This window comes from Mesorhizobium sp. M0437, assembly GCF_040321335.1.
GTDB lineage: Bacteria > Pseudomonadota > Alphaproteobacteria > Rhizobiales > Rhizobiaceae > Mesorhizobium.
Map to the genome: position 1 here is coordinate 1 of NZ_JAMYRK010000202.1, position 1,407 is coordinate 1,407.

Consider the following 1,407-nt stretch of genomic DNA (forward strand, 5'->3'; position numbering starts at 1 on the left):
CCTTCCAGCGTGCGCCAGGCGGAATAACCGTCACTCATCACGATGCCGCGGTAATCGCCCAAGAAGGTCTGCGGGTGTATCTGGCCGCGACCCGGCTGATAATCGAGCAGCACGATCGGCTCGTCACTGTCGTGGCCGCTCCGGTATGCCCACATGTACGAGGTGCTGGTGGCCTCTCTGTCCATTTCCTTCAGCACCTGGACCGTGGTCTCGTCGCCATGGATGAGGGGCTGCGATCTGAGCCGCAGCTTCAGCACGTCATAGATGCGGGCGAGATGCTTTTCGCTCGAGCCGATCACCCAGTGACCCAGAGCGCCACGGCTGACAGGAACGCCCGCGCGCTCGAAGGCCTGCGCCAGGCGGTAGAGCGGTGTGCCGTCGACGTACTTGTGAACGAGCGCGAAGGCCAGCGTCGAGGCCGTGGCGATGCTGCCCGGCAAGGGTTGCGCGGGCATCGGCGCGGTCACGACCGGCGTGTTGATGCCGGTACGGTCGCAATGACGGCAAGCATATTTGAACCGCACATTCTGCAGGACCTTCGCCTTCACCTCGATATGAAGTTGCTCGGTAACGGCCTCGCCCATGCGATGCATCTGATGACGGCAGCAAGGACAAACCTTCTGATCGTCGGGAAGGTCATACTCGACGCGCTCGCGCGGCAGGTTTTCCGGCAAGGCCTTGCGGCCGCGCTTCTTTCCCGTCGCCCCTTCGCTCGCCGGCAAGCCCGTGTCCGGCAGGACAACGACGCCGCCATCTTCGTTGTCGGCGGCGTCCTCATCCGCGGCCTGTTCGGCTTCATTGAAGAGGCGGTCAATGTGCTTTTCACTGCGCGGCGCAAAACGATGCAGTCGTGCAAGCGCCAGCTCTTCCTCGAGTTTGACGACGCGTTCGGTGAGTTGACGGTTCTGCGCCTGCAGCGCAGCAATACGCGCCATCAACGCTTCAACAGTCGGTTCGCCGGGTCGATTCATCAGATTCTTGAATCGAAAGCATGCCGCCGCGTCAACCGCTCAATTCGAAAGCCCTCAACCGGCAACCTGATATTGCCGCACCGGATGGCGGACCATCGCATCGATGTCGATGCCGTCGAGGATCCAGTGCAATTGCTCGGTCGTAAGCGTGACCACCGCTGCCTCCCGGCGCGGCCACCGGAACTTGTCCTCGGTCAGCCGCTTCAGGACCAGCACAAAGCCCGACCGATCGAAGAACAGGAGCTTCATCCGGTCGCGACGGCGATTGCAGAACGCAAAAACCGCCGGAGCAAACGGATCGAGCGCCATCGTCTCTTGGACCAGAACCGCAAGGCTGTTGATGCCGGCCCGAAAGTCGATCGGCTCGCGGTGCAGGTAGACTTTCAGGTCAGCGCCCAGTCTGAACATGACCCAGTGCTCCGATGGTCGCCGTCAA

At 62.1% G+C, this 1,407-nt stretch carries 2 protein-coding genes; both read right to left on the bottom strand.

Annotated features, from left to right (window positions below; all coding sequences use genetic code 11):
- On the bottom strand, nucleotides 1–971 hold a 971-nt coding region (gene tnpC / locus NKI72_RS34965), incomplete at its 3' end, for an IS66 family transposase (protein WP_352852247.1).
- Between the two features lie 54 nt (nucleotides 972–1,025).
- Nucleotides 1,026–1,379 (bottom strand): IS66 family insertion sequence element accessory protein TnpB, encoded by a 354-nt coding sequence (tnpB, locus tag NKI72_RS34970; RefSeq protein ID WP_014761846.1) that lies wholly within the window; start codon nucleotides 1,377–1,379, stop codon nucleotides 1,026–1,028.
- Between the last annotated feature and the right edge of the window lie 28 nt (nucleotides 1,380–1,407).